Origin of the sequence: Streptomyces sp. NPDC012769 (genome assembly GCF_042901205.1) — a bacterium.
Lineage (GTDB): Bacteria > Actinomycetota > Actinomycetes > Streptomycetales > Streptomycetaceae > Streptomyces.
Genome location: NZ_JBIBCP010000012.1, coordinates 1 through 24844 on the forward strand (window position 1 = coordinate 1; position 24844 = coordinate 24844).

At 42.7% G+C, this 24844-nt stretch carries 26 protein-coding genes; 13 read left to right on the forward strand and 13 right to left on the reverse strand.

Annotated features, from left to right (window positions below; translation table 11 throughout):
• Positions 1-35: 35 nt before the first annotated feature.
• The 13 genes from ACFY7C_RS36615 to ACFY7C_RS36675 all read left to right on the forward strand — a co-directional run bounded on the left by ACFY7C_RS36615 (position 36) and on the right by ACFY7C_RS36675 (position 11967).
• Positions 36-503: a hypothetical protein gene (locus ACFY7C_RS36615; RefSeq protein ID WP_389659943.1), complete on the forward strand. Its 468-nt coding sequence runs from the start codon at positions 36-38 to the stop codon at positions 501-503.
• Complete coding sequence (locus tag ACFY7C_RS36620) at positions 503-982, forward strand: hypothetical protein (protein WP_389659946.1); 480 nt, start codon at positions 503-505, stop codon at positions 980-982. The genes ACFY7C_RS36615 and ACFY7C_RS36620 overlap by 1 nt, the downstream gene beginning before the upstream one ends.
• The gene (locus tag ACFY7C_RS36625; protein WP_389659949.1) at positions 933-1616 is read left to right on the forward strand and encodes a DUF6682 family protein; all 684 of its coding nucleotides are present in this window, start codon (positions 933-935) and stop codon (positions 1614-1616) included. Before ACFY7C_RS36620 ends, ACFY7C_RS36625 begins: the two co-directional genes overlap by 50 nt.
• Complete coding sequence (locus tag ACFY7C_RS36630; RefSeq protein WP_389659952.1) at positions 1616-3301, forward strand: hypothetical protein; 1686 nt, start codon at positions 1616-1618, stop codon at positions 3299-3301. Before ACFY7C_RS36625 ends, ACFY7C_RS36630 begins: the two co-directional genes overlap by 1 nt.
• Positions 3301-3540: a hypothetical protein gene (locus tag ACFY7C_RS36635; RefSeq protein WP_389659955.1), complete on the forward strand. Its 240-nt coding sequence runs from the start codon at positions 3301-3303 to the stop codon at positions 3538-3540. Before ACFY7C_RS36630 ends, ACFY7C_RS36635 begins: the two co-directional genes overlap by 1 nt.
• Complete coding sequence (locus ACFY7C_RS36640) at positions 3540-3890, forward strand: hypothetical protein (RefSeq protein WP_389659958.1); 351 nt, start codon at positions 3540-3542, stop codon at positions 3888-3890. The genes ACFY7C_RS36635 and ACFY7C_RS36640 overlap by 1 nt, the downstream gene beginning before the upstream one ends.
• A gap of 12 nt (positions 3891-3902) precedes the next feature.
• Positions 3903-4328 (forward strand): hypothetical protein, encoded by a 426-nt coding sequence (locus ACFY7C_RS36645; RefSeq protein ID WP_389659961.1) that lies wholly within the window; start codon positions 3903-3905, stop codon positions 4326-4328.
• A gap of 2 nt (positions 4329-4330) precedes the next feature.
• Positions 4331-5581, forward strand: a complete 1251-nt coding sequence (locus tag ACFY7C_RS36650; RefSeq protein ID WP_389659964.1) for a hypothetical protein — start codon at positions 4331-4333, stop codon at positions 5579-5581.
• A 1-nt stretch (position 5582) separates the two neighbouring features.
• Positions 5583-5774 carry a hypothetical protein gene (locus ACFY7C_RS36655; RefSeq protein ID WP_389659967.1) on the forward strand — a complete coding sequence of 64 codons (192 nt, stop codon included), beginning with the start codon at positions 5583-5585 and terminating at the stop codon, positions 5772-5774.
• 3 nt (positions 5775-5777) lie between these two features.
• The gene (locus tag ACFY7C_RS36660) at positions 5778-10046 is read left to right on the forward strand and encodes a hypothetical protein (RefSeq protein ID WP_389659970.1); all 4269 of its coding nucleotides are present in this window, start codon (positions 5778-5780) and stop codon (positions 10044-10046) included.
• A complete protein-coding gene (locus tag ACFY7C_RS36665) occupies positions 10046-10909 on the forward strand; it encodes a C40 family peptidase (protein ID WP_389659973.1) in 864 nt (287 codons plus the stop codon). The genes ACFY7C_RS36660 and ACFY7C_RS36665 overlap by 1 nt, the downstream gene beginning before the upstream one ends.
• Positions 10903-11442, forward strand: a complete 540-nt coding sequence (locus tag ACFY7C_RS36670) for a transglycosylase SLT domain-containing protein (RefSeq protein WP_389659976.1) — start codon at positions 10903-10905, stop codon at positions 11440-11442. The genes ACFY7C_RS36665 and ACFY7C_RS36670 overlap by 7 nt, the downstream gene beginning before the upstream one ends.
• Before the next feature lie 246 nt (positions 11443-11688).
• Entirely contained in the window at positions 11689-11967 is a 279-nt protein-coding gene (locus ACFY7C_RS36675; RefSeq protein ID WP_389659979.1) for a WhiB family transcriptional regulator, read from the forward strand.
• A 73-nt stretch (positions 11968-12040) separates the two neighbouring features.
• Here the strand turns inward: ACFY7C_RS36675 and ACFY7C_RS36680 are convergent, their stop codons facing one another.
• The 13 genes from ACFY7C_RS36680 to ACFY7C_RS36740 all read right to left on the reverse strand — a co-directional run bounded on the left by ACFY7C_RS36680 (position 12041) and on the right by ACFY7C_RS36740 (position 24752).
• Positions 12041-12655, reverse strand: coding sequence for a hypothetical protein (locus tag ACFY7C_RS36680; RefSeq protein WP_389659982.1), 615 nt, complete (start codon positions 12653-12655; stop codon positions 12041-12043).
• A gap of 8 nt (positions 12656-12663) precedes the next feature.
• Positions 12664-13119 carry a hypothetical protein gene (locus tag ACFY7C_RS36685; protein ID WP_389659985.1) on the reverse strand — a complete coding sequence of 152 codons (456 nt, stop codon included), beginning with the start codon at positions 13117-13119 and terminating at the stop codon, positions 12664-12666.
• A 28-nt stretch (positions 13120-13147) separates the two neighbouring features.
• Positions 13148-14311 (reverse strand): DNA polymerase, encoded by a 1164-nt coding sequence (locus tag ACFY7C_RS36690; protein WP_389659988.1) that lies wholly within the window; start codon positions 14309-14311, stop codon positions 13148-13150.
• 332 nt (positions 14312-14643) lie between these two features.
• On the reverse strand, positions 14644-15234 hold the full coding sequence (locus ACFY7C_RS36695) for a hypothetical protein (RefSeq protein WP_389659991.1): 591 nt from the start codon (positions 15232-15234) through the stop codon (positions 14644-14646).
• Between the two features lie 8 nt (positions 15235-15242).
• Positions 15243-16988: an AAA family ATPase gene (locus tag ACFY7C_RS36700; protein ID WP_389659993.1), complete on the reverse strand. Its 1746-nt coding sequence runs from the start codon at positions 16986-16988 to the stop codon at positions 15243-15245.
• Positions 16989-17487: 499 nt separating this feature from the next.
• Complete coding sequence (locus ACFY7C_RS36705; RefSeq protein WP_389659996.1) at positions 17488-17967, reverse strand: hypothetical protein; 480 nt, start codon at positions 17965-17967, stop codon at positions 17488-17490.
• A gap of 4 nt (positions 17968-17971) precedes the next feature.
• Positions 17972-18685: an AAA family ATPase gene (locus ACFY7C_RS36710; RefSeq protein ID WP_389659998.1), complete on the reverse strand. Its 714-nt coding sequence runs from the start codon at positions 18683-18685 to the stop codon at positions 17972-17974.
• Positions 18685-19569, reverse strand: coding sequence for a PD-(D/E)XK nuclease family protein (locus tag ACFY7C_RS36715; RefSeq protein WP_389660001.1), 885 nt, complete (start codon positions 19567-19569; stop codon positions 18685-18687). Before ACFY7C_RS36715 ends, ACFY7C_RS36710 begins: the two co-directional genes overlap by 1 nt.
• An 895-nt stretch (positions 19570-20464) precedes the next feature.
• A complete protein-coding gene (locus tag ACFY7C_RS36720) occupies positions 20465-20713 on the reverse strand; it encodes a hypothetical protein (RefSeq protein WP_389660004.1) in 249 nt (82 codons plus the stop codon).
• 220 nt (positions 20714-20933) lie between these two features.
• Positions 20934-21374 (reverse strand): hypothetical protein, encoded by a 441-nt coding sequence (locus ACFY7C_RS36725; protein WP_389660007.1) that lies wholly within the window; start codon positions 21372-21374, stop codon positions 20934-20936.
• A gap of 103 nt (positions 21375-21477) precedes the next feature.
• Positions 21478-21720, reverse strand: coding sequence for a GntR family transcriptional regulator (locus ACFY7C_RS36730; RefSeq protein ID WP_389660010.1), 243 nt, complete (start codon positions 21718-21720; stop codon positions 21478-21480).
• 25 nt (positions 21721-21745) lie between these two features.
• Positions 21746-21988 carry an HNH endonuclease gene (locus ACFY7C_RS36735; RefSeq protein WP_389660013.1) on the reverse strand — a complete coding sequence of 81 codons (243 nt, stop codon included), beginning with the start codon at positions 21986-21988 and terminating at the stop codon, positions 21746-21748.
• A 733-nt stretch (positions 21989-22721) separates the two neighbouring features.
• Positions 22722-24752, reverse strand: coding sequence for a DEAD/DEAH box helicase (locus tag ACFY7C_RS36740; protein WP_389660016.1), 2031 nt, complete (start codon positions 24750-24752; stop codon positions 22722-22724).
• Positions 24753-24844 lie beyond the last annotated feature (92 nt).

Below are 24844 nucleotides of genomic sequence, written 5' to 3' on the forward strand. Positions count from 1 at the left end.
CCCTGTAGCCGCTTTTTTATTTGAGTTTGGAGATTATGGCTGATACTCTTAATGATTATATGTACGCGTATTTTCAGCGTGTAGTTACAGGGAATGCTGCTCTTTCAGGAGCCATTAATGTCTCTCGCGCAGCTGTGGGTGTTGAAGCTACTACGGCTAATACCTCTACTACTTCCTCTGTTAATGCTCCTGCTGCGGGTGCTACTGTGGCATCTATTGCTAACCTTACAGCTGGTACTTATGAAGTTGAAGTAACTAGTTTTATTACAGGCACTACTGTAGCCACTCTTGAATCTGATAATATGCGCTTCCATATTGGAGCTACTCCAGCAGGAGTTATTATTAATCCTGTGCCGGGTACTACCGGAGCTACAGATGTTGGTAGTTTTTCTACTCGTATTAATCTTACCGCAACTACTACTATCTCTGTGGTTGCTATTGGTGCTGCTACCGCAGGATCTGTATATAAGGCTAGTATCGTTGCGAAGAAGATTGGATTCTAATGCGAGTAAATGATTCTAAGCTATTTAATGGTAATTTCTATTTTCCCGTTGATGGTCACTTCGTAAGTGAGAAACAGGTTCGAATTAATGAAATTCTTCAGGATTATGATTCGACTCTTCAGCTTCAATGGATTCCGCCGGACCAAAGAGGTCCCGAAGATAAAGCCTTCCGAGTTGTCCAGTTCCCACTCGGACGTGCTCCTTACGCAATATGCTTTGCAGATGAGGCGGATGAACGACTACTCGCAAAGGTCTTCGAAGCTGATCAGCGTAATTCGCCAAACAAGCTAAGCTATATTGAAAATTACAATAACGCTCTCGAACTTATGCGAGCTAAGGAAGCTAGAGAGCAACGTCAAGAAGATCACGAACTTGCTGCTTCTATTCTAAGAAGCGAGAAATCTAATTATAGGCATGGAGGGATTAACTTTGAACGTCCAGGAGGTCGCGACTCGCGTAAAACGTACATTTGGCGATGAGTCTGGTGTACAGATTACTGATGACGATATTATTCGGTGGATCAATGATGCACAAGAAGAAATCGTTATCAAAAATGAAGGTCTTATGGAGACCACCGCGCTAGCGGATATTATTCAGAATCAATCTGAATACAGTTCTCCAACTAATCTTTCGGTTCTTCGTAGTCTTAAGTACAATGGTTATAAGCTTCAGCAGCTTACTCTTAATGAGTTTAATGAATATCTTGATGGATATGAAGCACCTGCAATGACTTCTATTTACGGTGCTGGTATTCCTGAAGTATTCACTGTGTGGGATGGAAATATTACTCTTTTTCCTAAGCCTAATCAGAGTATTACTGGTGGGCTTAAGATTTACTATATAAAGCATCCAACAGCAGTTGCTACCCTGGCTGATAGTCTTTCAGTACCACTTCAATACCACACGTCTATTGTTAATTATTGTCTTCAGCAAGCATACGAACTCGATGAGGACGCACAGAAAGCTGCTCTTAAAAAGAGTCAGTTCGATGAGCGTATGATGGATCTTAATGATCGTAATAAGTGGATAGGTCAGGAGTACTACCCTAAGATTACAACTCTCCCCGAAGATGAGAATTACGGAAACTATGGGTATTGGGGAGGTTACTACTAGTGGCTGCTAAGGCTGTGCAGGAATTTGTTATTGGTCCCTTTGCGGGTGGTATCAATACCTATTCTGATCAAGCGGCGATTGCTGACAATGAACTTACTGATTGTCTTAATTTTGATATGTTTCTAGATGGGACCCTAGTATCGCGGCCTCCTTGGTCTCTTTTGAAGGGTTCCTCTTTTACCAGCACTAGTTCTTCAAGTACTCCTCCCCTCTGTAGCCAGCTAGTTATTGGAACGGGGACATTTGAGTCTAAGCGATTTGTTATTGTTAGCAGTAATCATAGTGGGGCTTTCGCTGCTTACATCTACTATGTAGATGGACCTAATGCTGGTCTTATTGCAAAAATTGCAGATGGTGAATACAGTAAGGCACATCGTTACAGCAATTTTCTTTATTTGGTACCTGACCTTAGTACAACTGGTGGTTACAGGTATGATCTAACAGGCGGAGCAGTTACAGCTATTGCTTCTATGCCATCCGGTTACGCTTCTTGTATTTATAAGGATCGTCTTTGGATTGGTGGACGTCAAGGCGTCACTAATGATTCACGTGTTTCTTTTTCAGATGTAGGTAACTTTACTAGCTGGCCTGGTACTAATTTTATTGATGTTAACCCTGGTGATGGTGAAGCAGTTAATGAGCTTACCATCTACCAGGACAATATTATTATTTTTAAAAACTCAGCTACTTATGTGCTCTCTTATGATACAAGTCCAGCACAAGCTATTCTTAATATCATTAATAATGACATTGGTGCTTCTGGTAGGAACTGTGTTGGTGTATATGAGAATTCAATCTTTGTACTGAAGTACAATCAAGTCTATGAAATGTCGAACTATGACTTTGTTCGTGTTAGTGTAAAGATACCTTTTGAATACGATCCTAGTGTTATTCTTCCATCCTACGGTGCAGCTAATTCTGCCTTTAAGTACCCTCTGTGGCTTAGTATTGTAGGAGACCGTGTTGTCGTTAGGTTTTATAATAAGCTTTACATTTATCATCTGCGTCTGAGGGCTTGGACACGCTGGTCTTCTATAGATCCGAATATTCAATATATTGGACCTATTACTAAGCTTGATAATGCGGATACCGGAACACTCCAGGGTTACGATACATACATTGCAGGCTCAGCACTTACAATTGTGCCTGATTCTGCGGGTACTGGTGTAACTACTAACTGGAAGATGTATTTTAAGCTCTATCAGATGGAAGAGCGTTATTCTACATTTACTACAGAAAATGGTAATATTACCCCTCCAGCTGACGCTTTGGATATTATTCTTTCCCTCACTACTAAACAATTTAATGTAGGGTTGAGTCATAGGTTTAAGCGACTTTTCCACTGGGGGGTTGACTGCTACACTGGACGACAAGTAACAGGAACCCTCTACCCCCAATCTGTAACTTATAAAGTCTCTTGGAATCAGCTAAGCTCATTTAGATGGCATGAACTTGGTACATTTCAATACCCACTTACAAGTCTCCCTAGTGTAGTGCAGATTACTGCTCCGGATGAAACTAAGCAGATTAAATTTGTACGTTTTCCTAAATCTCTTCGATTTAGACTTTTGAAGTTTAGGTTGGACCTCCTCACTAAGGGTAATACTAGTGATGGTCCTGTACGCGTTTACTCAATTACTACGTTTATCCAGGCAAAGGAACTTGTTCCTAAGGGGGTCAATTAATGCAACGCGCTGATCTCTTTGGAAATAAATCTCTTCCCACTTCTAATAAGGGATTTAACCCTTATGGTGCGGGAAAGAAGCATTACGGTGCAGGACGTACAATGCCAAACATTGGTCCAGTTTCTAATAAACAGGGCTATGCTGAACGCGACAATAAGGCAGCTGCTAGAAAGGCTGCAATGTTGCGTAGATTGAAGGCTTCGGGTAAGGGTAATCCTGTTAGCAAGGATCTTAACTAATGGGTGTTGTAAATCCAGATCAGTGGGATGCTATGATGAGAAAGCTCATCGGGCAAAATAACACTAATCAAAAGAATGCTATTACACAGGCTAATAGAACTAAGAAGACTCAATCTTATAGCACTCAGAGATTGCGAGATGGTAAGGAAGGCTTTACCCGCTCTGATTTTGGTCAGGGGTATAATGGAGCAGCTATTCCTTATCAGATCGCTACAGAGAATAAGACTGTAAAGCCTGGTTCACTTTATAAGCCTACACTTCCCAATATGGCTAAGCCTAATCCACCTTCGACTGTTCCTAAGCCTGACCCTAAGTTCGGCGCACTTGCTCGACGCGTTGGTCATAATTAAGAGAGGAGGTTAGTGGCAAAGAAGCCATCAGCAGTAGATAAGTGGCTTGCTGGAGATACTACTTTTCAACAGCAGCTCGCTAATTATCTTAAGTCCCAGCGAGATTACGACTCTCAGTATAATCGTCAGCGCGGTATTGTTGATCGAGACTATAATGAAACTACTCGATCTATGAATCGCCAGGCAGCCCAGGATAGGGATGACCAGCAGAATGATTTTGCTGGACGAGGAATTCTCCACTCCGGTATTTTTGCAAAGGCGCTAGGTAATTACAATACCGAGTTTAATGCAAAGATGAAGAATCTGGCTACAGGAAAGACTGATAAGCTAGGGGATCTCTCTTTGCAGAGAACTAATTTTCTTCGTCAGCTTCAACTCGAAAGAGATGCTGCACGACAGGATGCACTTAGGCGTCGCGCTGCTAAGTTGGGACTTTAAAAATGGCTCAGCCTGGACCGCTTAATCTTGGTGGTACGGCTGGAACTCTTGCAGATGCTATTAGGCGGCAGGCAGAAGCTCAGGCTAAAGCTGCTAATGAACAGAAGCTGCGAGATTCTGGTCAGTCTATTGCTCCTATGGATCCGCTAGAACAACTTACTAAGCAGATTCAGGGAATTAATGTCGCACCAACTCCCTATGAAACTCTTCTTCAGCAGGCTAGGGGGACAGCAGGTGCACAATTTGATCCTATGATTGCCGAACTTAATGCTGAAATTTCACGAACTAAGAGTCGTGGAACTAAAAATCAGGCTACTGTAAAGCAAATGTATAATGATCTGGCTACAGATATTGCAGCACAGATGCCTGAAATTACGAATCAAATGTCACAGGCTTCAAGAGAGACACAGTCTCGCTATGACGCTACGCAGAATGAACTTCGTAATCAATTTAATAATCAGCAAGCTCAGCAGGCTGAAGTTTTGCAGCGTCTTGGTATTACTGCTGCTCTTCCTGAAGCTTCACAGCAAGCAGTAGAAGACCAGGCTTATTTCCAGAATCAGAGCAATTCTGAGGAAGCTTCAGCTCTTCGCTATCTGAATGAGATGAAAAATTCTGATCTGTCTTATAACCGACAGTCAGCGTCTAATACGCGACTTGCTGGTAATAATGCAGCAGCAGATATTGCCACGCAACTTGAAGAATATCTTCAGGCAGCCGGTGGAAAGCTTGCGGGTCTAAACGCTGGTAAAGAATCTGCAATTCAGTCAATGTTGGCACAATTGCAACAGCAGGATTCTCAGCGTATAGCTCAGCAGAAGGAATCTGAATATGATCGTCTAATGGACATGTTTAAGCTTCAGCTCCAAATGCGTGAGCAGGAAGAGCGCATGTCCCGATTGAATGGCTCTGATGCCCTGTTCAAGGGCACCAACGGGCCTCCAGGAGCTGCAAATTACCTGGCTGAAGTCTATGGCAATGGAGATACTTTTACTCCCAAGGCCATTATGGAAGCCATTACCGGAGTACTGTCTACACCGGAAGTTAGGGCCGGTAAATATCAAAGCCCTGACATGAAGGATGCTTACGGAAATCCTGTAATGGTTAATGTAAATAATGATTACCTGACAGACCAGCTTAGAAAATATCTACAGGATCAAAGTAGTAACTCACTCACTGGCACTCAGTTTAGTGATTTCGATATTAACAATGCCATCGCGGCACTGCTTGCACATCGAGGGAGTTTGAAGTAGCATGAAGTTCTCTAACGAGCCTATTGTCTGGATTGGCGCTGTTATTGCAGTTTCCATTGTTGTCCGGGATTTCCTTAATGGAGGTCTTAGTATGGATAGCATTGACGCTGCATTTGTTGCTGTTGGTGCTCTTATTGGTCGAAAGCTTGTTGTTCCTGTAGCCAAGACTAAGAATTCTGATTACGAGGAGTAAATTATGCTTGAGGGATATAAGCCTATCGATTTCGGTAGCAACAATTTTCCTATTCGAAATCGTGCTGGTCTCTCTCAGGCTGCTTTGAATATCCTGGCTACTTCTAGGTGGAAAGAAGCTCCAATTGCTTCACTACTTAGTCAAGGTCTGGATGTAAATGGTGAAGCCCCAAAGAGAGAACAATCTCTTTGGGGCCGAATCACAGATCTTCTTAGTACTCCTGCTTACGCTATTGCTAATGCAGCTGATGATGCATTGGCAGGACACCAAAGTAGCGATACTGATAGTGTACTTAATGACGCCAAGGAAATTAGTGGCGGAATTGTTATGGGTGCACTTAGAGGAGCTGGAACAGGTCTCCGAGGATTTGCAGGGGATTTGGTAGGAATGGACCCTACAGATCCCCAAGATAAGCAATATCTTGGGGATTTTTTGGTTCGTCTTGATACTCACATGTCTGCTGAAGATGCGATGAAGCCTGAGAATCGCGAAGAAGTACGTCAGCGACTTTTGGGTAAGAAGATCAATCAGTTCATTAGTGATGATGATCCTACCAATAAGTATTTCTATAAGTTTGATACTGGCGAAGTAAGCGTAAGTGACCAGGATATTGAAGATTACTTCAAGCGCATGAATATTTATGGGCTTGGGGCTTCAATGGTTGCTGATCCTCTTAACTTTGTTACAGGATGGTCTAAGCCTGCACAATTTGGCAAGAGTGCTGAAATTCCAGGCGAGCTCGTTACTGATACTAAAAATATTTATGATGGATTTAAAGCGGCTACAGAAGGAGCACCGGTTAATACCGGGGGAGTGGTTAATCCTACTCTTGGTACAGCTCCTGGCTCTTATAAAGTTAATTTTCCTGAGTCCGGTTTTAAGATTCCAACAACTGAAGGACTTGTTAATCCTCCAGCCTGGTTTAACTTCCCTAAAAATGCCTCGGATATGGGTCCTGTCACTAGATCCACCGTAGAAACTCCTGTAGCTATAAATTCTACGGATCCTCTCGATGAAATGATTAATAGTTGGGCTCCTGGACATGCAACGCAAGAATCTCGACAGTTTAAGGGATCTGAAGTTGCACTCCCTCGACCCGCTATTCCGGACGAGCAAATTTCTATTGCTGAAAGCCTAAGTAGTCAGCCTGCAATTCTTAAGTTGACTGGAGATCTTCTTAGACGAGCAGCTACAGGGAATATGGATCTTAGTAGTCGGCTAGCTACTAAGTATCCTGGAGTTAACTTTCCACAAACCAATGAATTTATTAAGTTTCTTAAGACAGTTCCCGATCTTACTAAGCGGCTTGGTATTCCAGGTGAACGACAGAAGATTGTTTCTGCGTTTACAAGGACCATTACTGCTGATGTTGCAGCTATGAAGGTTGCTCCTAAGGCAAAAAGTGCAGAACTCATTCTTAATGAGACTGCTGGTAATCCTGTCGCGATGGGTGCGCTAGTTGAGAATGCTAAGGGTGCTCCTGTAGTTAGTAAGAATCCTACTCGTGATGCTAGTATTGTTGATGATGTAGTTAAGCAGTTTGAGCCTCAGCTTTCTTTGAATATAATTCCTTCAGGTATTAATAACCCTGCTAAGTACAAGGAAGCTATGCGAAAGCATGGTGTGCTTACTGGACCTAAGCAGGTTAATGTATGGAATGCTCTTACTTCTAAGTACCTTGTTAATGTAAAGACTCCTTCTCGTTTTGCCAAGGCACTTAGTCTGCTTCGACAGGCTGAAGAGCGTTTTATGGGTATGGGACATATTCCCATGTCCTCTACGCCAAAACTTGGTAATTCTATTCCACTACGTCTTAGTCAAGTTCTCGAAGCTATTGGTCCTGCATCTGCGGCAATGAATCCCACTCTTCTTACGAAGATCCTTCGCGGAGAAGAAAATGCTCTTAAGGGACTGTCTCCTGAAGTAATTCAGAAGATTGAAGAGCTTAAAGCTGGTGAAGCTATTGTTGACGGAAGTAAGTCTATAGCAGGTATTGACGCGGTTAAGCCTAACCTTGATGAACTCATTAAGGGACCTCTTTCTGCGGCTAGAACTGAAGAAATTGTAACTATTGGATCTAAGGTAGCAGACGATATTACACGTAGTATTGGTGGATCTCCTGTAGCCGGAAAGAATGCTGCTGTAGCTCTTAAAACTGAATATATTCCTAAGGCACCTGGTGATGGTTTTCCAGTCACTAATACTACGGCTCTTATTAGTCATCCTAATGTTTCTAGTAATCTACTTAAGAAGTATTCTAATGCTCCTACTGTAGCCAGACAAATTCACAGTGTTATTGGTGGGCCTACTCCTCGTCGTCTTGGAGAACTTTATGGTCCTGCTGCTAAAACTGTAGAATGGCTAGGGGCACGTTTTAATGCAGCATATAAGAATGCTGATATGCGACCTATCTATTTGAAGAATGCTGCGTTTGCTAAGTCTACTGTAGCCAGACGTGCTGAATATTTGAATAAACTGGCCAAGCAGTACGACGTCAACGATGCTGACCTGTGGAACGATGCTCTCAAGGGAGCTCAGGGCCGTATAGAGGCAGTTTCTGGCACTCCATCAGCCGCATTGTCTGATGAGATTCGCAGTGTTATGGAAAATCTTTTTGGTAGTTCTGCACTTAAGAATAGTCTTGCTATAGAGAATTCTGTTGCTGGTCGTGCACAGTTGTTTATGCAGGAGCTTAACAGAAATCTTCGTCGATTTGGACTGGGGGAGTACCAGTTTAAAAAGACGGGTGATTATGCAAATGGTACAGACTGGTTGAAGTCTTGGGAATCTTGGGATATTAAGAAGCCTCTTGAATTCCTTTTTAAAATGCAGAATGTAGTTGAACATACTGTCCGTGAAAAGATTATGTTTGATGAAATTGCTGCTCGATTTGGTACTTTGAATAGGGGAGGGGAGTTTACCCATAAGGTAAACCACCCTCGACTTAGCGCATATTATTTCGGTAAAGAGTCTGCTGAACAGATTAATCAGTTTATTAAAAATCTTAAGGACGTAAGTACTCCATCTTCTAAGAGTCTTCAAATGTTGGATAAGGCTATTAGCAAGTGGAAGGCTGGTGTGACAATTTATGTACCGTCTCACCACGTTCGAAATATGATTGGTGATCTCTATTTTAACTGGCTTAGTGGAGTTAATTCACTTCGTCCTTATAATACTGCTCTTCGTATTATGCAGTCTCAGCGTAATCGTTATGAAGGTCTTGAAGGTATTAATCAACTTATTGATCCTAACGCGATTAAGGCTGCAATGTCTGGAGCAACTTCTACTCCAGCAGGTAAGCAGACTGCACTTACAATGCGTAATGGTCAAAATGTAACTAACGACATGGTTTATCTTGCAGCCTTTCATGAGGGTATTCTTCCGACTACCCGAGTGCTTGAAGATATTCCAGACGATGCTATGACGGGTCTTGATAGAATTAAGCCTCTAGGTGGAAGAGGACAGAAAGTTGCGCACACTATTTCTGAGGGTCGGGATCATTATGTTCGTCTCGCTCATTTTGTGGATGCTCTAAAGAAGTCTCCTAAGTCTTTTGATGAAGCCATTAAGGACGCTGCCGCGATAGTTCGTAAGTGGCATCCTGATGGTATGGATTTGACTAAGTTTGAACGTAATGTAATGCGTCGAGTATTTCCATTCTATAGTTGGACTCGTAAGGCGTTCCCTCTTATTGTCGAATCCCTTGTAGCCACTCCTGGTAAGGTAATGGCTATACCTAAGGCTAATTATCTTCTTCAGAATATGTTGGGTATTGAAACCGGACCAATGTCTGATCCTTTCCCTACAGACCAGCTTTTTCCTGACTGGATTAGGGAAAAGGGTATTGGTCCTGTAGCAGGTCCTGATTCTATACTTACTAGTATTCTTGGTGGACAGCCTGGATACTCCGTAATTAACCCAGGTAACCCTACTCTTGATACTATTGCACAGCTTAATAATCCTGGTAAGATGGCTGTTGGTATGTCTAATCCTGCACTGCGAATTCCATTTGAAATTAGCAGTGGTAGAGAATCTCAAACAGGTGCGCCGATAGATTCAGACTACTATATTAAGCAAATACCTGGTCTGAGTCATGCTGGTAGGGCTACAGGGGAATTCGGAGTATCTGATACTCAGAAGGAGAATAGTCAAGGATACAATATGCAGAACATACTCAATATGCTCACCGCGATGGGATTCCAAAATACAGGTCCTTATCGCAAGAGTTCAGAGTTTGATCTGCGTGAGTTTCTTAAGAGCCAGAGGGAATAATGGCCGTCGATGAATTCATCCAAACGTATAGAAATTCACTTCTTAACAAGAAGATAATTAACCCTCTCTCTGGACGGTCAACTAATCTTGCTCGTCCAGAGCTGGGTATTAATTCGAAGCCTGCACAGGTAAGTGTTACACCTGGATATGGTAGTAGTGTTTCTGACTGGATTTCCGGTCGAAAGAGCACAGCTATTAATGCGTATATGCAGGATAAGAATGAACGTACCGGTAAGCTGGCTTCTGATTACGCTAGTAAGGCAGCTGGACAAATTCCTGTAGATGAATACGGAATTGTTCAAGATAAAACATCTGACTTTTCTGACTTCTTTAATAGGAGTATTCAGACAACATCTGAAAAAGGAAAGTTTGCTCTAGCTACAGAGGAAGCTAAGTCTAACTGGCAACATTTGCAGGGACTTAGAGAACAAAGCGCAGGTTATGAGGTTAACTATACGCCTGGAGCTACCGCAGGTAATCGCGGGGCTCAAGCTGTTAATCTCGCAATGCAAGCGTACAAAAATAAAACACCATATGTATGGGGAGGAAATTCCCTTACTAGGGGAGTAGACTGTTCTGGTCTAATCCAGCAGGTGTATAGGCAGCTTGGTATAAACCTACCAAGAACCACCTACGACCAGGCAAAGCAGGGTAAGAGAGTACCCGTGAGTAACTTGCTTCCTGGTGACCTGGTGTTCTACAATACAGGTAGCCAAGACCCCAACGGGATTGGTTCTCTTAGTCACGTTGCTATCTATATTGGCAATGGACAAATTATTGATGCCCGAAATTCACGGGCAGGCATTAAACTCGGAAATATAAATATCATGGGTGGACCCGTTGCGGCGGTAAGGCCATGGTAGATAATTTTACTCCTCAGTTTAATACATTTCTTAACGAACTAAATAACATTACTAGCAAGGGCAATTATACAGAACAGCCTAAGCTAAATCCAGTTAAACCGCGTACCCTAAATGTAGGTATGCCAGGTCTAATTGGAACTACTACCACAAGTGGTAGTTCTGATATAGATAAGCTTATGAGAGCCATTCGTTCTCAGGAGTCTAGCGATAACTACAGAGCTGTTAATCGGGATTCTGGCGCTCTCGGCGGTTATCAGGTCATGCCATTCAATCTATTTGGCGGATCTGAATGGGATCGTAAAGCGCTTGGTCGTGATGTTACACGCGATGAGTTTCTTAATAATCCTGGACTCCAGGATCAAATTGCTAGATGGCAACTTAGTAATTATCTTAGGAAGTACGGAGCTGCTGGTGCCGCTGTAGCTTGGTATGGTGGCGAAGGTTCTGTTAAGAATATGTATTCTACTAAAACCCAAACTGGAGGCTATCCTAGCCTCTATGCTTATTGGACTTCTGTTTTGAATAGGATGTAGATGGGTGACGACGACCTTCATATTCCAGCTACATGGCGTGAAGTAGCTATCCATCTACGTAATATTAGTCTTGAACAAGCTGATACTAATAACCGTTTGACTGCCCTCGAAAACGCTGTGAATGGTAAGAGCACGTTCTTGAACAATTCAATGTTTCAGAATCTCCTCCTGCCGTGCATTAGCGGAGCTTTTCTGTTTCTGTTGACTAAACTCTTTTGAGTTTTATTTGGCGGGGGGTACTGCCAAATGTCTACTGCTTACGACTGGCAAGAAGAAGCCGCTTGCAGGGGTGTTAGCGGCGACACCTTCTTTAATGATGATAAGAAGGATATTACATTTAAGACTTTTTGCAACGAATGTCCTGTCGTTGGAGAATGTCTTGAATATGCTCTCATCTATGATATGAAGGGTACTTGGGGCGGAATGACTGAGAGGGAGAGGTCTCGCATACCGCGCAAGAATATTAAGTTCCTTCGAGCAGATGCGGAAGAGTCAGGTCTCTTTAACGCAGCTCTTAAGGTCTAAATAAAACACGAAACCCCGGATAGTCAATTAAGACTATCCGGGGTTTCTGCGTTAATTGTCACTCATGTCTTGGTTATTCATCATCTGAATCTTCCCAAAACTCACGAGCGCGCCGAATCATTTCTTTTTGACGTTCTTTTTCTTCATCTACAGGACCTTTAGATCCCTTAGGAATCCCTCGAATAATCATGCTTGGATCTGGCATTTCAGGAATCTCTTCCTCCAGACCTTCAATGACCCCCTCTTCCGGAAGTTCAGTATAAATATGTCCTGTAGCTACAAGAGCCTCTGTAGCCGCAGCCCCAATAATTTTAGGAACATAACCCTTGTGGTTAATATTCCACCTAGCACTATCGGTCTTTCTATCGAAATTCCAAATAATGCCATACTGTGCAAGTGCCCACGCTCTGCATGTCTCAGAGCAATAATCAACAGCCTGATACGTGTGCAAAAAGGGTTGAGAGCAATTAGGATTTTTGCAGTTTTTAGCACTAAATCCCTTGCCCTTATTCTCAATATAGAATAGGACTGATTCTGCTTCAATCTGCCTACGTGTTACTGCTTCCTCTCCTATTTCAGTGAGAGGAACCTCATCCATAAGGTTATCGATATTCATGCCAAGCTTAGCAGCAAGCTTAGCAAGCCTATCAATATCGTTTTTGTAATTCTTTTTACGTCGAGGGGGCATTACACTTCCTAATTATCAAAAATAGGGTGCTTTCGAACACCAAGTTCTACAAGCCTATGTACACCATGAGCGTAAGCAGCTAGATCATCAGGACAATGCCAATTCTTAGGCTTACGGGCTAGTTCGGGATAACCCGCAATCTTAAGAGCTCCTCTAAGATTTCTAGGCTCTGCCCACCAAAGCATAGATTGCTCACCAAGAAGACTCATAATTTGCTCAATAGAGCCAATACACCTTGAAGCAGGCATATTAGAACCAGTCTGCTCCCAAGACTTATCCTGACGAAGTGCAAAACTCTCTACAACAAACCTAAGCTTTTCATCTCGATCCTTAATTGCAAAATATGTGTTAGTCAAAAATGTTCGAAAATTGGGAAGAGGAACTACCGTCTTACCAATATCGGTACCATCTTCTCTGAATGTAGCTACACCAACATTCTCACCCGGGTCAACCGAAATATACATCAGTCATTATCCTCTGAGATTATCGATTTCAGGCAGCATCGAGTCCCCACATCTCTTCTTCTACATCAAAGGGAACATTAGTTTCAAACTCATCTTCTACCCGACTCATTACCTGCTTAATCTGCGTGATGTACTGTTCAAGATACTCACGCTTGATTTCGAAGATAACAGAGTCATGCACCATAAGTAGCATACGACACTCGGGGTTGTCAACCTCATTATAGAGCCTAATCATAGCGCTCTTCACAATTTCGGCCAAGCCACCCTGAAGTAGGCTGTTGAATGCAAGTCGGGCATCCCTGCGGTCAGGCAGGTGCCTTACTCGGCCTGTCCAGTAGCGGACATACCCACGCTTCTTCGCAACCTCGTATACCTTATTTGAAAAAGCTACAATACGATCGTGATAAGCTTCCCAGTCAGTAATAAACTGATCAGGGTCGTCTCCACCAAGAATAAGACGGAGCTTATTACGCTGAGCTCCATACATTTTTGCATAAGTAAGTGTCTTACACTGAGCCTTAGGGCGATTTAGCGCGGCGATCATATCGCCCCACATATCTCTATTCCATTGAAAAGTTTCAGTAAGATTAGGCTGCTTAGCGTACCTAGTAGCTAGACGCATTTCGCCCTGACTAAAGTCTACCTGTAGCAGAACATAACCCTCATCTGCTTCAAAGGCTCGCTTAATATTACGATTCCAAATCTTGTTGCCATCCTTGGGAATTTGCTGAAGATTTGGATCATGCGCACTAGTTCTACCAGTCTTGGTTCCGTGCAACCAATAATCACAACGAAGTCTTCCATCTGGACCAACTAGATCAGAAAACTTCTTGTAGCAGAGACTAAGTGTAATATGCCAGCCGCGATACTCTAGAATATTAGAAGCTACAGAACCCCAAGGCCCATTAGCATAGGCGGGGTTATTCTCCAGAATAGCTTCATAATCCTTCATTGCATTCTTATCAAATGAAGGTTTTCCAGCCGGAGTAAGACGATCTGGAAGAATAGGAAGCTTCATCTCATCGATAAGGAGAGTCTTAAGATCCTTATGAGAGAGTGGATTGTAGCCATTAAGTTCCCTACGAAGTTGGTTCATTCGACCTTCTCCGTATGCAATTTCCTGGTCTACTACTTCCTTATTAATGCGAACACCTCTACCTTCCATAACTCGGAAGATATTAATGTTCTGCATCTCCCTCTCCCATAGATTCGGGATCGGACTCTTGAAGTTGTCCTTCGGAGGCATCGTCAGTAATAACCCTTTTATAAGTTTCGTAAATTTTTTCGTCGATCTTTTGCTTAAGTTGATCAATATACTCTAGAGTTGCTAGGTCTCTTTTACCCTCAATATAATCAGAGAGCTGTAGCAAACCCGCCCATGAAAACCCATAGGTTATTACGAGAGGTTCAGTGTAGATAGGATTGCAATCTGGTTTACCCCCATCTACCACTGTTCGAAGACAATAAAACTTACGTCTTTGAGATACAAATAGTTTAGATGGCTCAAACAGTTCAGAGCAACCATCACACTTCGCTTCCATCGAAGCCCCACTCTTTAAAGAATGGTTCTAGTCTAAAGAAGAGCTTAAGACAGAGTACGGCATCTTCACACGCATAAAGTGCCATAATATTAGCTGGAAATCTTGGAGACCAACCATAAAGAGTGTGAAAGGCTACCCACTCTGGAGGCTTGTTTTTTCCAGGTTCCTTTAGCTCATACTTAGACAACCAATCAAGTCCCTTAGGCACATTCTCGTTAAGAAAATGTGCCATCATCATAGTACAGTACCACTTAATTATCTGGAGATTAAAACCTGCTGTCTCCAAAGAGTCCAAGTCAAACTTGGCATTATGCATAACTACACGAGGTCGTGTAGCGATAATCTGGAAGAGGAGATTTTTAGTCTCCTCTTCCACATTACCTGTTTCATGGGCTACAGGAAAATAAGCAGAATAGTAAATATTATCAACCCGTACCGCCGCAGAAATTCCAATGGCAAATCCGCGACCATCTCTAATATCTTTACCATTAGTCTCAGTATCAACTGCAATAGTATCTGCAACCATAGCTTTAGAAAGAAATTCAGAAGGTGTTAGTTGAATAGCATTAGACATTCTATACCTTAATAACTAAAGAATGACTTACCGGTATCTACCGTAGACTGCTTTTCTGCTTCCTTTTTCTGTTCAGGCACTGCCTTTGTAGATGCAGGAAGTGCACCCATAGCAGGACGCCTAAACACTCGCCGTTCTCCATCCATAATAGCTGTAAACCCGCTATTATCTCCAGAGTGTCGCGACTTAAGGTATCGGACATTCATCATACGATTACTGTCCGAATAGTCCTTATGCTGCTTAAGAGAAATGATAGTGCTGGCAGCAGCTGCAATAAATGCACTACCAAACATGTCGTCTAGGTCAGCTTCTCTGTAGCCATGACCGGGAGGGTCCTTTCTTGTGTGATGGATGAATAGTACTGTGCATCCATATTTGTCCTTGATCATATCAAGGACTTCCATGGATTTTGTGACCTCCTCTTGATTAGAGAGATTAGATGCCAGAGAGTACGAAGCTGAGTCAATCAGAAGAATATCAGGCTTCATATTTTCAAGCTTACGCAGAAACTTACCCATAAGAACACTGGTAGGCTGGTAAAGCTTAATCTTCTCAGGCTGAGCGTACGTGTGAAAGTTTTCTGCGAGGGTCTTCAACTCGTCAGGAGAGAAATTGAGAGCAAGCTTCCTAAAGAAGTCATTTACATGCTCTACAAGCATCTCAAGAGAGAGAAACAGAATTTTGTATTTCTGATCCTCTTCTGAAGATTTCCACTCCAAATACTCTCGACCAAGTGCCAAAGCAGCTGCAAGACCAATACCCATTGTGGTCTTACCAGTACCGGACCTACCAACTAGGAAACCAGTACCCTTCTTGGGAAGGAGACCATTTATAATCCATTCAGTATTATCGGTGAATTCCAGAACTTCCATGAAGTTAAAAGTTTGGATTTCATCAGCAAGAATGGTTACGTCTTTAATTCCCTGGTAAGGATGCTTCTGTCGAGCGAAGTTAATAAGATCGACGTAGTAACGTTCCTTATCGGTACGATCTCTAAATTTACCCCAGCGCTTATCAATCCACTGTAGCATAGAATATACTTCACTGTTATCAAGACCCTGCTCGCAACAGGTATAAGCTACTCGGGTAAGTGCACTAGACCTAAGACCCTTTTCCATCTTGTACTTAGTAAACAAGTCCTGAGCATCGTCAGGCCAGGGTCCATGCTTAAGCATAGTCTTTACAGGATTAGGAATCTGCTCACGATGAAACTGTTCGAGATCATAACTAAGCTGAGGAACTGGGACAGTAGCAAAATCTTCAACAGCGTAAGAGTAAGAATTAGCTGAAAGAATTACAACTGGTGCACTATTTTTATGATTCTGAGAACCTACTGGGCGAAGACTATGCCCTGCGTCCCAAGCACCAATATCAGCTTGCAATGCGTAGGCAATAGCCTTATTAATACCCTGGATTGACGCAACATCAGTATTAAACTGATTATAACGCCAATACCAATGTTCACGTCCAGGAAGCGACGATTGTACTCGAAGAGTTGGATGTGGAACACCCATCTCTGACATATCCTCAAGCGATGGAACATTTCCATCGAAGTCAGCCCATGCTACATAACTCCCGTGCGAGTCAATAACATTGGAAGACTGACTTGTAAACATACCAGGGGTACAGTAAACCTCGAAATTACCAGAGTACCTATCGATATGTTCAATAACTTGTTCACGCTCAAACGGCCACTTAAAGAAGTGATTGTAAGAATATTCGTCTGTTTCTGGATTTTTCAGCGGGAGGTGCACATAAGCTTCCTCCTCACCCCACAAAAAATTACAGAACTCCATACGTTCTCTACGGAGAACTTCTACATCCTTTGCAGGATTTATACTACGAACCGTCCCCATTTTTACCTTCGTTCCGTGTAACGAAATTCCAAGACTGCTTATGCTGACAACTACATCCGTTAGTAATGGGGACTTCACGGATATTCAGCAAGCGATCATCAGTAGGGTGGGGGGTTACCAGATTAGTGCACGTATCGTGCGATTTATCTCTACAAGAATTACAGATCATTCGCCTCCAAGCTTTTAATTCGCGCCCTAAGGCACTCACCACAATACTTACCATCTAGTTTTAGATTTTTAAGATTTACTCCGAACATTGAGTAAACTACCTCTACTTTGGAGCAATCCTGACATTTTGATACTTTTTGGTCCATTATCACCTCCTAATACTAAGAAGGCTACAGGAATATGGTAGATTCCTGTAGCCAACTTAATTCTAGGACTATTGACTTAGAACCTAGAAGGGACGGTCATCATCAGTAGAAAATCCAGAGAGATCAGACATGTCCTGATCATCGTTAAGAGGATTGAACCTGATCACTCGAATATTCGCCTGACCAGACTTTTCATCGCGCTTAAGCGAAGTATTGCCATAAAACATACGACCCTTAGTCTGAGCAATAGTCTCAGGACCCATGTTAGCAATCTCATCAGGAGAGAAACCGAAAGCAATAAGACGCATCTTCAGGTAAGACAGGATACGCTCAATCTCATCCGGCTTAGTGTTAGCGTCCGGAACGCGAACCCAGTCAGTAAGCGGGAAGAAGTTAGCATAAGCACCCTCCATGATCTGGTACTTAAACGTAATACCAGTCTTGGAGTTATCCTTAGTCGGCTTAACCTCTGCCGAAATAACCTGGAACTTGTAAGTATTGTTCGGAAGCTCGTTCGGGTTGTCAGCAATGTCGTCGACGTTGTGACCAGAGAACCAAGACATTATATTAGATACCCTTCCAATTACGAATAGTGTCAACGAATGTATCATCAGAGACTAGAGACTTCATATTAAGATGATTCTTAGCCTCAAATTCATCATTTGCCTGTAGCGCGATAGTCCTCCTAAGAGCACCGTCTATTTTGCGCATAGACATATAACCTACTACATTTGCATAACCATTAAGACATTCAAAAATTCGAAATGGAATGCTAGGCCGCAGTAGCCTATCCCCCTTGACGAAACTCTGTTGGTCTGGAATTCGGTCATGAGACGTCAGAGTTACGCTTATGGGAAGCTTTGTAAGTCGAGCAATCAGATCAAACATGTGGTTATTAAGGAGATTATAGTCTTCAAGACTATTGATATCCCTATGTCCACGCTTGAAATCTACCTTCTGACGCTGTTCCTTAAGCTTCATACGAACAACACCATCGAAGGTATCAATCATGAAATGATCGTAATCATGGTCACCCTTATAGAGTTCCATAATAATACCATTCAAATGATCGAAAGACTTCAACTGAATGATACTGACAGTCTTAGAAATCTCTGGGAACTGTGTAAGAGATACATGAGCATTCTCATCTGTTACCAAAAGCGTCTTATTAGCAGTACGAGCACTGGCAATAGTTTTACCTACACCAGGAGGTCCGTATAGTACGGTAACAAGATGCTTAGGCACTTCATCTGAAGGAACAGCTTCGTCAAGAAGACCCATTACTCAACATCCAATACATTATCATAACCATAACTATTGGGACGATAATTAGCTTGACGCATTGCACTTGTATCAAGACCTGAAGCTTCAGTGTAGCACAGATCAACGAAGGGGCAATACTCGCAATTAAACTTGGAAGTAGAGCGTGTAACTCCATCAGCAATACCAACGGTTTCTCGCTTCTTCAGCTCAGCGATATCCTTGGCAGCTACTGCATGATTATTAATAAATACTTCACGCAGATGGGAGTTAGTAGGGACCTCCTCTTGCTTAAACTTTTCAATTGCATTATCCCTGTAGCGAACCATATTAAGAAATCCGCGTCGGGAATGCATACCCATTTCACGAAGAGCCCAGACATAATTAGAAATCTGAGCATTCATTCGGATGGATTGTTCAGACCAAAAATTGTAGGTGAACTTATGGTCATATGGACTAACTTCACCCTTATCATTTTCAAGGGTAAGGTCAATACGACCAACGAATTCAATATCCGGCATCCCGGGTAGAGGAGCGGATACGATATTTTCTACACCAACAATCTTATACCGATCAAGAATCCACTTAGTATCGGTAAAATACTGCTGAATAGTAGGTCCAAGCTGACCAATCATATTGGCCTTATCAATATCGCCAATAGTAATGGCCTCTAGACTCTTCTTTACAAGATATTCCATAACCGCTGATTCAGACTCCGTGAAAGTCTTACCAGACTGGATCATCTTGTAAAACATCTCAAGCGCGGCATGTCCAACTACGCCCCGTGTAAGCGCAATTCCCAATGTTCGCGGCTCAAGATTATACGAGGGATGATGTGCATACATCCATCGCTGCTTGCACGTCAAAAATGTAGCAACTTCTGACGTAGAAATCCTAAATGTCATTCTTCAATCCCATACTCTTCAACACAGTTAGGACAATTAGTGTCGTACTTAGGATCTTGAAACTTAGACTTATTAATATATTCTTTATTACAAATATCACAACGTCTTAGACCACTATTAACCTTGATTCGGTTACATCCGCAGCATACCAGGTGACCAGAGTCTGTGTCCAGTCTCGTACCCGCATCGGCACATACGACCTTTAGTTCGTAGAAACCGCACAGATGTTCCCGGATGGTCATAATGGCCAATCCGTCGTTAAAACTACCTTCGCGTGCATAAATAACATTTGTCATACTTTAGACCCATATGTCCTAATCTGTGGTTGACACTTTAACTAAAAAATTATTGGCTACAGGGGAATATAGGCGGGGGATGGGCAGATATTCCCCTGTAGCTCAATAAGTATATCACTGACCTCGTCTCTTTGTCAATTCTTAGGTTTAAGAACATTTCTAAGAACTTCAGAACTTTCATTAAGAAAACTCTGCATGTCTGGACGATCATTAGGAAAAGAAGGATGTGTACGCATGTTATTAATAATAGACAATAGAATTACCGCGTCAGAGTACGTAAGTTGGAAATTGTACTTACGACTACGCTCGGGAATCCCAACATTAAGAAGGTGATTCGTTACATCCCGCATTAATAACCTCTGTGTACTTGTCCTGCATTACACGTGGCTTAATAGGATAGAACTCAGCCTGAGTGCCCTTAGCGATAAAATCACCAATAGTCGCGGGAGAAGTACCCTCTATAGTTTCAATAAAGAGCTTACCGGCAGAGTTAATGTGAGCGAGACCATTACACCAGTCTCGAATCTCAGGCCAGTTATCACCAGTCCATTCAATAGCCTCAATAACTACCGGCTCAGCCTTAAACTTTCTAGGTGGCATTAAGGATACTCCCTTACAATACCGTCTTCATCTTCTTCCTCCCAATAACCCACAAGATTCATAGATAGCTGTTTATCTACGAGCTCAGTTTGGGGGTGGGGGAGTGCCCAATTACATGCACCTACTGGAAGAGGATGTTCATTACTCCAATACAAACAAAAGTAGTTACCGTTGTAAATAATAGGAGCTCCGCACTTAGGACACTTCTCCTTTGTGGGATCACCTTCATTTTCCAGGTGGATTGGCATTAAAGCTGATCCTTACTCCAATAGAGGCGACTACCGAGCTCATCAGCATTAAAATTTACATACTGAACGTGAATAGCTGAATCTTGTTTGGTAGGATCCGTACGAAGGCTATAAATTCCCATAGTTCTAAGAAGTTCTGCAATAATCCTAATTTGAATTACAGCAAAACCTTCTGGTTCAGAACCCTCAGGACCGTTATATTCTGGAAATGTCTTATCCATTAATCCGTCACATTCTTGAGTTGGACGCCTGCCCAGTTAACCTGATCCAGAGCGATTTCTTCTGTACTTGCACGAGTGGGGGAGTGGTCAGGATAAACTGACCCCCATACATAATCTTCATCGTTTCTGGCATGCCAACGGTTATGACATGTATGGCAAATACGATGAACATTACCAAAATCGTTATTAAGCGTATTTTTATCAGGACCGTGGTGTCGGGCCTGTTGTTTTCCATCCAGACATCCAACAATAGGATGCTTACCGCCACCACAATTTTTCTGCATACGCCATTCGCAATCAACGTCGGCGTTCAACGGATACATAGCCGCAGCTCTTTTTCTACCCGTAGATTGCTGATCGCGAAGTGATGCATCAGACTTATAAGTATTGATCTCTCGAACTGGACCGTCTATTTCTTCAGAGACCGATTCAGATTCCAAAGAAAGAGCAGGAGTAATACCAATAGAATTACAATTCCCATAATATTGACATTCCCAAACTCGACCAAGCTTACATGCTACACAGGAAATTTAGACCTCTTCTTTAACGGTGCTTACGTTGCTTAGGGATATAAATCGCGCTAGCTAGGAAAGTACCTACCCCGGGTACTACCCTAATTAGTTTACGACTTTTAAGACATTCCCATACCTGAGCCATTACAGTCCAGGAAACATTATACTTACTCCGGAGAACTTCCATACTTGGAAGCTTATGCTTAATCTCTCCGTTTTCAATTTGATTAATAATATCGTTAACGATACGTTGATACTTAAGAGTTCGAGACATTACCCTACTTTATAAAGTAATGCATCTATGCAACAATAGCGTTTCCCTTCAGTTGATTGCAAAGAAAACACATTAGTTGCAAGTTGCTAGATTTGTTAGACCCACCTTTTGATTTTGGTATACGGTGGTCTCTAGTGGCTAGATAGAATGGTACCTCTTTACCACACCAGGCACAAACACCATTGTCACGTGCATATAGCGTACGCAGAGGAATTTTCTTTGTTTTACTAGAGTAGCGGTACCTCTTGATACTCCGCCTGTTCCTCATGAATTCCCTTTGCAATCTCGGCGTCTTCCAAGGTTTCGAACCCTTCAGTATATGAACACCACAAATAATTACAGGTAATCTTAAATTCTGTCTTCTTCATATCGATATAACACTCGTGAAGAGTATCGTTTACAGGTTCACTACGAAAAGTAAGGTAAGTAGACATATTAGACTCTCAACTAAAATAAAAACCCCTCGGATTGAGGCTATCCGAGGGGTTAGGCTTGGCTTAGAAGAGGCAAGAGTAATCGGTTATCTTGCTAGGGATTTCACGGACCCTAACGAAGTAGGCTAATCTCTTGGGCGCCTCAATTAATTAACTTCGCCGCACTTGTTGCCTCTTCTAAGACCTCTATTACTGGGATTAGTAGTCCCAGTTGTTTAGGGGAGAACTAGAGGGGAGTCGGACCCGCTCTTGTTCTGTTACCCCTAAGTGTACCCGACTACAACGGACTAGAAAACCCCGCAACCCGGAATGTCCGATTCTAGTTACCCCTCAGGAGTGACACAAGTAACACTAGTGTCCGAGTAACCGGGGCTTGACAGGGGGTGATCAAGGGCGATTATCGCCCCCTCACCTCATTGTGGAATGTATTGAATAGCCCACACTGAATAATAAAATTAATTGCTAGATAGGTAACAATACCCCATTCCCCGTCCTTAATACAGACAATAATTGCTCCAAGAGTGAATACTGAAAAGAATACAGTAATATTACGCCACATAAGCACATTCACAGAAGATCCCCGTCCTTAAGGGCACCCATAAGCGTAGCAAGAAGATCATCGGACCTATCTTCAAATCCTTCAATCATCTTCTGCTTCTGCTCAATAAGATCATCCATAAAGGCATCGATTGTTCCAGACACATGAATAGTGTGGACAATAGAATCCTCAGTGTTATTCATGCGGTCAATACGACCAAATGCCTGGTCTTCCTTACCAGGATTCCATTCCCGGTCAAGAATAATCATCTGGCGAGCAGCGTTAAGATTAAGACCAACGCCACCCTTCCTATAATGACACAAAATTACCTGATACTGATAACCAGGGCAGTACTTACCTTCCTGGACGCTATTAGTAGACCAGTTAACACACTGTGGATTACAGTCCGTACCCTTAGGGTGGTTAGGCGCAGTCTTACCGTCAAAATCTAGCTGAGCTTCATTAGCCTTGGCATCTGAAATATCTCCGTCATAACGAACAACAGAAACACCCAGCTCGGTAAAGCGACGCTCAAATTCCTTAAGAGCTTCCTTAAACTGACTAAAACAGACAAGACGGTCCTCATCTTCAAAGATGATTTCCTTAGCAATTTCCATTGCCTTATCCATCTTAATAGATTCAGTAGCAGGAGCTTCATAAAGAGCTCGCCCAGTCTTACGACCCTCTTGGTCGTACTCCCAAATCTTAATACCCTGAGGCCAAGTAATAGCCTGACGTCGACGTGTAAGTTCAGGAAGAATACCAAAGACATCCAACTTAATATCATCAGACATCTTAATAGCACCGTACTCAGCAATTTGGCGCATAACTTCCCACTGAGCAGGGTAAAGACCCTTATCAAACTCAATCTCGTGAGGAACTACAACCTGCTTCTTAAACTTAACGCCAGCAGTTTCCTTAGTACGCCTAATGAATCGAGAACCAAGACGACTAATAAGAGCATCTTCTCCACCCGGACGGAACTTCCAACGCTGAGTGTAAAAGTCAACAGTACAGTAGTCCTGAAGGAAAGCCTTTTCACTCGGGAAAAGCTTTCGATCAATAATATGCAGCAGAGTCCAAAGCTCCTGAGGCTTATTAAGGATAGCCGTACCTGTCATAGGCAGTACATTCTTAACGCTACAGAAGTCTCCAAATTCCTGAGGCTCATGCAGACATACTGAACAACGAATAAGACGCTTAGCACGAAGAGGATCTGTATAAACTTCAGGATCTCCGCCACACTGATTACAAGCGTTTTCAGCGTAAACAATGTCGCGAATACCCTGATAGGCAGAAGTACGGCGCTCCTTAATATTATGCGCCTCGTCAATAATAACAGTATCTGCCTTAAGATTCTTCAGGTGTTCAACAAGGGAAGCATCCTTACGCCATGCCTCATAGTTGCAGAGAATAGTCCACTGTGGAACATGCTTAAGCATTCCAAGAGTAGTCTCTCGCACAACCTTATTCATACCTGCAAGAATCATAACGTGACGATGAGGCGCCCAATGCTCAATCTCACGCTTAAAGTTCTCAAGAACATCCTTAGGTGCAAAGATAAGAGTCTTCTTTGCACCAAGCATGTCTGCCCAAATAAGAGAAGTTAGAGTTTTACCAAGACCTCGCTTATCACCAAGAATACCTCGACGTGCAGAAGCAAGGCGCTTAGCACCGTCAATCTGGTGATCAAAAGCAAATTCTCGCCAAGGCAATCCCGCAGTATGCCTATCAAACTCTGCAAACTGAGCTTCATAACGCTCACGCATAGCCTGTTCAGACATAAATGTCTCAAGCTTACGCTTAGCCTGAGTTACTGCGGCTACACTATTCTGAGCTTCGCGCTTAATACGCTCAGACTGCTCTTGAAAAGCATAACGCTGCCTAGCCATCTCATTAAGCTTGGCCTTAAGAGCTTGTTCTTCTGCATGAATCTCCTGAATCTTCTTAGACCAGGATTGAACTTGCTCTACATTTTCCTTTTGCTTAGCTTCCTGAGTTTCAATCCACTTCTTAAGCTCTTCTGGGTCTTCAGGAATTTCAATCTCAATGCTAGCCATTATTGTCTCCCAAAGGTATAAATTTAAGGGGCTACAGGGAAGGTTCATCCTGTAGCCGATAAACCTACACCGTCACCTAGTATACCACAGGA